This is a genomic window from Tessaracoccus terricola (assembly GCF_054776555.1).
Map to the genome: position 1 here is coordinate 876444 of NZ_BAAHBS010000004.1, position 7052 is coordinate 883495.

The following is a 7052-nucleotide window of genomic DNA, read 5'->3' on the forward strand; positions in this document are numbered from 1 at the left end:
TGTGCTGTAGCCTGACCGGCATGCCCACGATCATGTCCCGGGAAGAAATGCGTTCGCTGCCGATGCTCCAGCAGCCGACCTATCCGGATCTCGCCGCGGTGGATCGAGTCATCGACCAGATCGAGACGCTGCCGCCGCTGGTGTTCGCGGGCGAGGCCGACGACCTGCGTGACAAGCTCGCCGACGTGGCCGAGGGGCGCGCCTTCCTGCTGCAGGGCGGGGACTGCGCCGAGTCCTTCGAAGCCGTCACCGCGGACAACATCAAGGGCAAGCTGATGGTGCAGCTGTCCATGGCCGTCGTGCTCACCTATGCCGCCCAGGTCCCCGTGGTCAAGGTCGGCCGGATCGCGGGCCAGTACGCCAAGCCGCGCAGCAAGGACACCGAGACCCGGGGTGAGGTGACGCTGCCCTCCTACCGCGGTGACGCCATCAACGGCTTCGACTTCGACGAGGCCGCCCGTGTCCACGACCCGAGCCGACTGGTGCGCGTGTACAACGCCTCCTCGGCCACGCTCAACCTGGTGCGGGCGTTCGTCAAGGGCGGCTTCGCCGACCTGCGCGGCGTGCACACCTGGAACCGCGACTTCGTCGGCAACTCGCAGGTGGAGCAGGAGTACGAGGAGCTCGCCGCGGAGATCGACCGGGCGCTCGCGTTCATGGTGGCCTGTGGCGTGGACGACCGGGCCCTGTCCGAGATCGACTTCTACGCCAGCCACGAGGCACTCCTGCTCGAGTACGAGCGCGCCCTCACCCGCATTGACTCCCGCTCGCAGAAGCTCTACGGCACCTCCGGGCACATGCTGTGGATCGGGGAGCGCACCCGCCAGCTCGACGGTGCCCACGTCGAGCTCCTGAGCCGGGTGCAAAACCCGCTGGGCATCAAGCTCGGCCCCACCACCACCCCCGAGCAGGCGATCGCCCTCGCCGACAAGCTGGACCCCGATCGCGTCCCCGGCCGGATCACCTTCATCACCCGCATGGGTGCTGACAAGGTCCGCGACGTGCTCCCCGGCGTCGTGTCCGGGGTGGAGGCCACGGGCCGCAAGGTGGCCTGGGTCTGCGACCCGATGCACGGCAACACGTTCGAGGCCGCCAACGGCTACAAGACGCGTGCCTTCGTCGACGTGGTGGAGGAGGTCAACGGCTTCTTCGACGTGCACGACCAGCTGGGCACCTGGCCGGGCGGCATCCACGTGGAGCTCACCGGCGACGACGTCACCGAGTGCGTCGGCGGGGCCACCAAGCTCTCCGAGGAGGACCTCGCCACCCGGTACGAGACCGTGTGCGACCCCCGGCTCAACCGCAACCAGTCCTTGGAGCTGGCGTTCACCGTCGCCACCCGGCTCCGCGAGGGCCGCCAGAAGCGGGAGAACCCGGTGCAGGCCTTCCAGGCGCGCGACCTGTGATCGACCTCCGCAGCGACACGGTCACCCGGCCGGGTCCTGCGATGCTCGCGGCCATGGCTGCCGCGGAGGTCGGGGACGACGTCTACGGCGAGGACCCCACCATCGCCGAGCTCGAGACCCGCACGGCGGCACTGCTGGGCCACGAGGCAGGCCTGTTCTGTGCGACGGGGTCACTGGCCAACCTGCTGGGGATCTGGCTGCACGTCCCGGTCGGGGGCGAGGTGTTGTGTGACTCCGTGGCCCACGTCGCGCGCGCCGAGATGGGTGCGCACGGCGCCCTGCACGGGGTCACGATGCGTACCTGGACCTCGCAGCGGGGCAGGGTGGTGGCCGACGACGTGCTGGCCATGCTGGCGATCGACTGCGGCCCCTACCTGGTGGAGACCGCCTGCGTGGCCATCGAGGACACCAGCAACTTCGGCGGCGGCACCGTCCAGGACTTCGACGAGGTGGCCCGGCTGAGCGCCGAACTCGAACGAGTCGGGATCGCCAGCCACCTCGACGGCGCCCGGTTGGCAAACGCCGCCGCGGGCACGGGGCGGGGCCTCCACGAGTACGGGAAACTGTTCGACACGGTCAGCATCTGTCTGTCGAAGGGACTCGGGGCGCCCGTCGGCAGCGTCCTCGTGGGGAGCGCGGCCGACGTCGCCCGTGCTCGGGTGCAGCGCAAGCGGCTCGGTGGTGGCTGGCGTCAGGCCGGCGTGCTCGCGGCGGCGGGGCTGTGGGCGCTCGAGCACAACCTTCCCCGCATCGGTGAGGACCACCACGCGGCCCGGGCCTTCGCTGCCGCGGCGGCCGAACGGGCTCCCCACGCCGTGGACGTCGCCTCTGTGGAGACCAACATCGTCCTGCTGCACGCACCGGGGGCCCGGGCAGTCGCCGCGGCCTGCGAGGAGCAGGGCGTGCGGGTCAGCGTGCTCGGCCCGGAGAGCCTGCGGGTGGTGACCCACCTGGACGTCACCGTCGACGACTGCGAGCGGGCGGGTCGGGTGGTCGGCGGGATGCTCGCCGGCGCGACCGGCTAGGGCAGGGGCGGCAGTTCGGCCGCTTCGGCCATCAGCTCGGGGGTCGCGAGCCCGAAGTGCGCCAGTTCCGCCTGGTCGAGCATCCGCGACCTGGTCAGGAAGCGCATGCCCGTCGGGCCCTCGACGCTGAACCCGGCCCCTCGGCCGGGCACCACGTCGATGGTGAGGTGGGTGTGCTTCCAGTAGTCGAACTGGGCCTGCGACATGTAGAACTCGACACCTTCGTCCAGGCCTGCCTCCAGCACGCCCAGCAGCACGTCGGCGGGACCGGTGATGAACATCCCCACGGGATAGCACATGGGAGAGGACCCGTCGCAGCAGCCGCCGGACTGGTGGAACATGAGGGGGCCGTGTTGGATCGTCAGTTCGCGCACCAGGGCCGCCGCGGCGTCGGTGATGGCCACGCGTTCAGGCTCTCGGGATCCGGTCATGTCGTGCTCCTGGGGCAGTGGTGGGGGTCGGGGCGGGCGCCGGGGGGGGGACGCCCGCCCCTGGTCCTTGTCAGAAGAAGCCCATCGGGCCCTCGGCATAGGAGACGAGGAGGTTCTTCGTCTGCTGGTAGTGATCCAGCATCCGCAGGTGGTTCTCCCGCCCGATGCCGGACTGCTTGTAGCCACCGAACGCTGCGTGGGCCGGGTACTGGTGGTAGGTGTTGGTCCACACCCTGCCCGCCTCGATGGCGCGACCCGCACGGTAGGCGGTGTCGCCGCTGCGGCTCCACACCCCGGCGCCCAGGCCGTAGAGGGTGTCGTTGGCGATGGAGATTGCGTCGTCGAAGTCCCGGAACCCCGTGACGGACAACACCGGTCCGAAGATCTCCTCCTGGAAGATGCGCATCTCGTTGGTGCCCTCGAACACGGTCGGGGCGACGTAGTAGCCGTCGCTCAGGTCACCGCCGAGGTCCACGCGTTCGCCACCTGTGAGCAGCTTCGCGCCGCCCTGCTTGCCGATGTCGATGTAGCTGAGGATCTTCTCCAGCTGGTCGTTCGAGGCCTGCGCTCCGATCATCGTGTTCTTGTCGAGCGGGTTGCCCTGGACCACCTTCTCCACCCGGGCGAGGCTGTCGGAGAGGAACGAGTCGTAGATCGAGCGCTGGATCAGGGCACGGGAAGGGCAGGTGCAGACCTCCCCCTGGTTGAGCGCGAACATCGTGAAACCCTCGAGCGACTTGTCGTAGAACGGGTCCGAGGTGTCGCGGGCAACGTCCTCGAAGAACACGTTGGCCGACTTGCCGCCGAGTTCCAGGGTCACCGGGATCAGGTTCTGCGAGGCGTACTGCATGATCAGGCGACCGGTGGTGGTCTCGCCGGTGAACGCGACCTTCCGGATGCGCTTGTGCTGGGCCAGGGGAGCGCCGGCTTCAATGCCGAAACCGTTGACGATGTTCACCACCCCCGCCGGGAGCAGGTCACCGATGATGTCGAACAGGTACAGCAACGACGCCGGGGTCTGTTCGGCGGGCTTGATCACCACGCAGTTGCCGGCGGCCAGTGCGGGGGCGAGCTTCCACGTCGCCATCAGGATGGGGAAGTTCCAGGGGATGATCTGTCCCACCACGCCGAGCGGCTCGTGGAAGTGGTAGGCGACGGTCTGCTCGTCGATCTGGCCGATGCTGCCCTCCTGCGCCCGCAGCACGCCGGCGAAGTAGCGGAAGTGGTCGATGGCCAGCGGGATGTCCGCCGCGAGGGTCTCGCGCACCGGCTTGCCGTTCTCCCAGGTCTCTGCGACTGCGATCTCCTCGAGGTGCTGTTCCATCCGGTCGGCGATCTTGTTGAGGATGATGCTGCGTTCGGTGGGGCTGATGTGCTTCCAGGACGCGAAGGCACGCCACCCTGCCTCGACGGCCCTGTCGATGTCCTCGGCGGTGCCCCGGGCCACCTCGGTGAACGGCTTGCCCGTGACCGGGGTGATGTTCTCGAAGTACTGGCCCTTCACGGGCTCGACGAACTCGCCGCCGATCCAGTGGCCGTAGCGGGCCCGGTAGTTGGCGATGGCCCCGGGCTGGCCGGGCGCCGCGTATGTGCTGGTGGAAACTCTCTCTTCAACGATCGTCATGGGCGTCTCCTTCGACTGGCAGCCTCGTTGCTGCGGTTGTTGGGACGACCCTAGGAGGCGCAACGTTGCATCTGGTTGCAGCCCTCCCGTACCCGGTCACGGCTCAGGCCCGTTCGCGCTGCAGTTCCTCGATGCGCGCCACCAGGCCCGCGCGGCGTGGGGAGCGAGCGGGCAGCAACTCCAGGCACAGCCGCAGGACGTCCTCGTCCTCGGCCCCTTCCGGGATCGCTGCATAGGAGAGCAGCACCTCCATGCTGGCCTCCGTCAGCATCGCCTCACGCAGTGCCACCCGGACCCGTTCCCGGACCTCCTCCACGCCCGGGGCCACCGACTGCGGCAGGACGGGGCCCGGGTAGGCGCTGAGCGCCACCCGGTGTGCGCCCCGGTCTATGAGGGCGAGCACGTTGCGCACGTCCGTCTCCAGCGTGACGCCCAGTCGGTACGGCCGGGACTGGGGCGCGAGCTCCGGCCAGACCTTCTGGAGCACCTTGCGCAGCCGCACCATCTCCGGGCGCAGCGTGTCCGGTGAGGCGGCCTCTCCGTAGACCAGTTCGGTGAGCCGCTCGGCGCTCAGCCCCTGGCTGTGGGTGGAGAGCATCAGCAGGATCTCGGCATGCCTGGAACTGAGCTCCGTCACTGTCTCCCGGCCCGGCCCGGCGACCTCCAGCTTGGCCCGGTCACGGCCCAGCACGTGCAGGGTGGCCCGTTGGGCCCGGGGCAGGTGCCCACGGCGTCGACGGGGAGTTGGGGTCTGAGCCCGGGCGCGAAGGCGCGCCACCAGGAGTTCAGACTCGACGGCGCGGGCCGTGGCATCCACCAGCAGCCGAGCCTGCGGGCTGGCTGCCTCCTCCCCGCCGGTTACGTCGATGACGCCGAGGATGCTTCGGGTCTCCGGGTCGAACACCGGTGCCGCGGTGCATGACCACGGATGCACCCGGCGGTTGTAGTGCTCGGCCCCCTGGATCTGCACCGACTGCCCGAGGGTCAGGGCCGTCCCGGGAGCGGTGGTGCCGACTGCGTCCTCGGACCAGTTGGCCCCCTCGACGAAACCCATCGCCCCGGTGAGCATGCGCTGGCGGAGGTCGCCCTCCACCCACAGCAACCGCCCCGCATGGTCGCCCACGGCCACCACGACACCGGAGTCCTCCGCGCCTCCGGGCAGCAGCAGGGAGCGGATCATGTCCATCGTGGCTGCCAGCGGGTGCTCCGCGCGGTACGCCTCGAGTTCCTCGTTGCCGATCTCGAGCGGTGGCAGGCCCTCGGCCTCGACCCGCCCATGCCAGGCGCGCGCCCAGGACTCCCTGACCACCGCGCGCACGTGCTCGAGCCTGCCGTCGGTGATGTTGCCGGACAGCAGGTCGTCGTGGGCACGCTCGATGAGCCGACGAGACTCGGTGGGGGAGTCGGGCGGGGACGACCTCCACGGTGAGGACACGATCAGCTCCGATCGGTTGAGTCCCCACAGTGTACGTGTGGGGCGTCCCCTGCGGGTGGCTCCTGCCGGGCGGCTCAGCCCTCCCGGAGGGAGTACCTGATGATGCGGTCGTCACCACCGTTGGTGGTCAGCACCCAGATGCTGCCGTCGGGAGCGGCCACGACGTCGCGGATGCGGCCGGGGCCGTTCGTGAGCGTGGCCGTCCGGGTGCCGGCGGGGTCCTCGTCCAGCATCACCCAAAGCTGTTCGCCTCGCAGGGCAGCCAGGTACAGGTTGTCATCGAGCCAGAGCAGGCCGCTCGGGCTGGCCTGGTCCGGTGTCCACACCACCTCCGGGTTCACGTAGTCCGGATCGTCGGCCAGGCCCTCCACCACGGGCCAGCCGTAGTTCGCGCCCGGCGTGATGATGTTCAACTCGTCCCAGTCGCTCTGGCCGAGCTCCGAGGCCCACATGGTCCCGTCGTCGGCCCAGGCCAGGCCCTGCACGTTGCGGTGACCGTAACTCCAGACCCTGGTCCCGAACGGGTTACCCGGTGCCGCGCTGCCGTCGTCGGGATCCACCCGCAGGATCTTGCCACCCAGGGAGCCGAGGTCCTGTGCGCGGCTCGGCTCGCCGGCGTCGCCGGTCGCGACGTAGAGGTACCCGTCCGGTCCGAAGGCGATCCGGCCACCGTTGTGGTTGGTGGCCTTCGGGATGCCGGTGAGGATCGGCGTCTGGTCCGTGAGCGCGAAGCTGTTCCCGTCGCGAGAGAGCTGGAAGCTGACCACCCGGTTGTCGTTCGATGCCGTGTAGTAGGCGAACAACCGGTCAGGCATCGCCGGGCTGTGGGCGAGACCGAGCAGTCCGCCCTCGTTGTACGGATCGGCCTGCGGCACTTCCGCCACTGTGACCACCCGACCGTCGACAAGTGTGCTGATGGTGGCCTCGTTGCGCTGGGTGAACAGTGGCTGACCGTCGACGAACACGAGCGACCACGGATGGTGCAGGCCATCTGCCATCACGGTCCCCGGCTCGTTGGGGAGTCGGAGGGTCGGCTCCGTGGGCTCCGGCGTCGGAGTTGGTGTTGGGGTGGGAGTTGGTGTTGGGGTGGGAGTTGGTGTTGGGGTGGGAGTTGGTGTTGGGGTGGGAGTT

The 7052-nt window shown here is 69.4% G+C and carries 6 protein-coding genes; 2 read left to right on the forward strand and 4 right to left on the reverse strand.

What is annotated here, in order from left to right:
* Window positions 1-20 precede the first annotated feature (20 nt).
* Both ACYU7G_RS09855 and ACYU7G_RS09860 read left to right on the forward strand, forming a co-directional pair.
* The gene (locus ACYU7G_RS09855; protein ID WP_461107236.1) at window positions 21-1406 is read left to right on the forward strand and encodes a class II 3-deoxy-7-phosphoheptulonate synthase; all 1386 of its coding nucleotides are present in this window, start codon (window positions 21-23) and stop codon (window positions 1404-1406) included.
* Window positions 1403-2431 (forward strand): threonine aldolase family protein, encoded by a 1029-nt coding sequence (locus ACYU7G_RS09860; RefSeq protein ID WP_461107238.1) that lies wholly within the window; start codon window positions 1403-1405, stop codon window positions 2429-2431. Before ACYU7G_RS09855 ends, ACYU7G_RS09860 begins: the two co-directional genes overlap by 4 nt.
* On the opposite strand, the gene ACYU7G_RS09865 is transcribed toward ACYU7G_RS09860, so the two are convergent.
* The 4 genes from ACYU7G_RS09865 to ACYU7G_RS09880 form a co-directional block, all read right to left on the reverse strand.
* The gene (locus ACYU7G_RS09865) at window positions 2428-2862 is read right to left on the reverse strand and encodes a DUF779 domain-containing protein (RefSeq protein ID WP_461107240.1); all 435 of its coding nucleotides are present in this window, start codon (window positions 2860-2862) and stop codon (window positions 2428-2430) included. The two genes, ACYU7G_RS09860 and ACYU7G_RS09865, sit on opposite strands and share 4 nt — an antisense overlap.
* Before the next feature lie 70 nt (window positions 2863-2932).
* On the reverse strand, window positions 2933-4486 hold the full coding sequence (gene exaC, locus ACYU7G_RS09870; RefSeq protein ID WP_461107242.1) for an acetaldehyde dehydrogenase ExaC: 1554 nt from the start codon (window positions 4484-4486) through the stop codon (window positions 2933-2935).
* A 103-nt stretch (window positions 4487-4589) separates the two neighbouring features.
* Window positions 4590-5921 (reverse strand): transcriptional regulator, encoded by a 1332-nt coding sequence (locus ACYU7G_RS09875; RefSeq protein ID WP_461107244.1) that lies wholly within the window; start codon window positions 5919-5921, stop codon window positions 4590-4592.
* Window positions 5922-5995: 74 nt separating this feature from the next.
* Window positions 5996-7052 (reverse strand): PQQ-dependent sugar dehydrogenase (locus tag ACYU7G_RS09880; RefSeq protein ID WP_461107246.1); only part of this gene is annotated, 1057 nt, incomplete at its 5' end.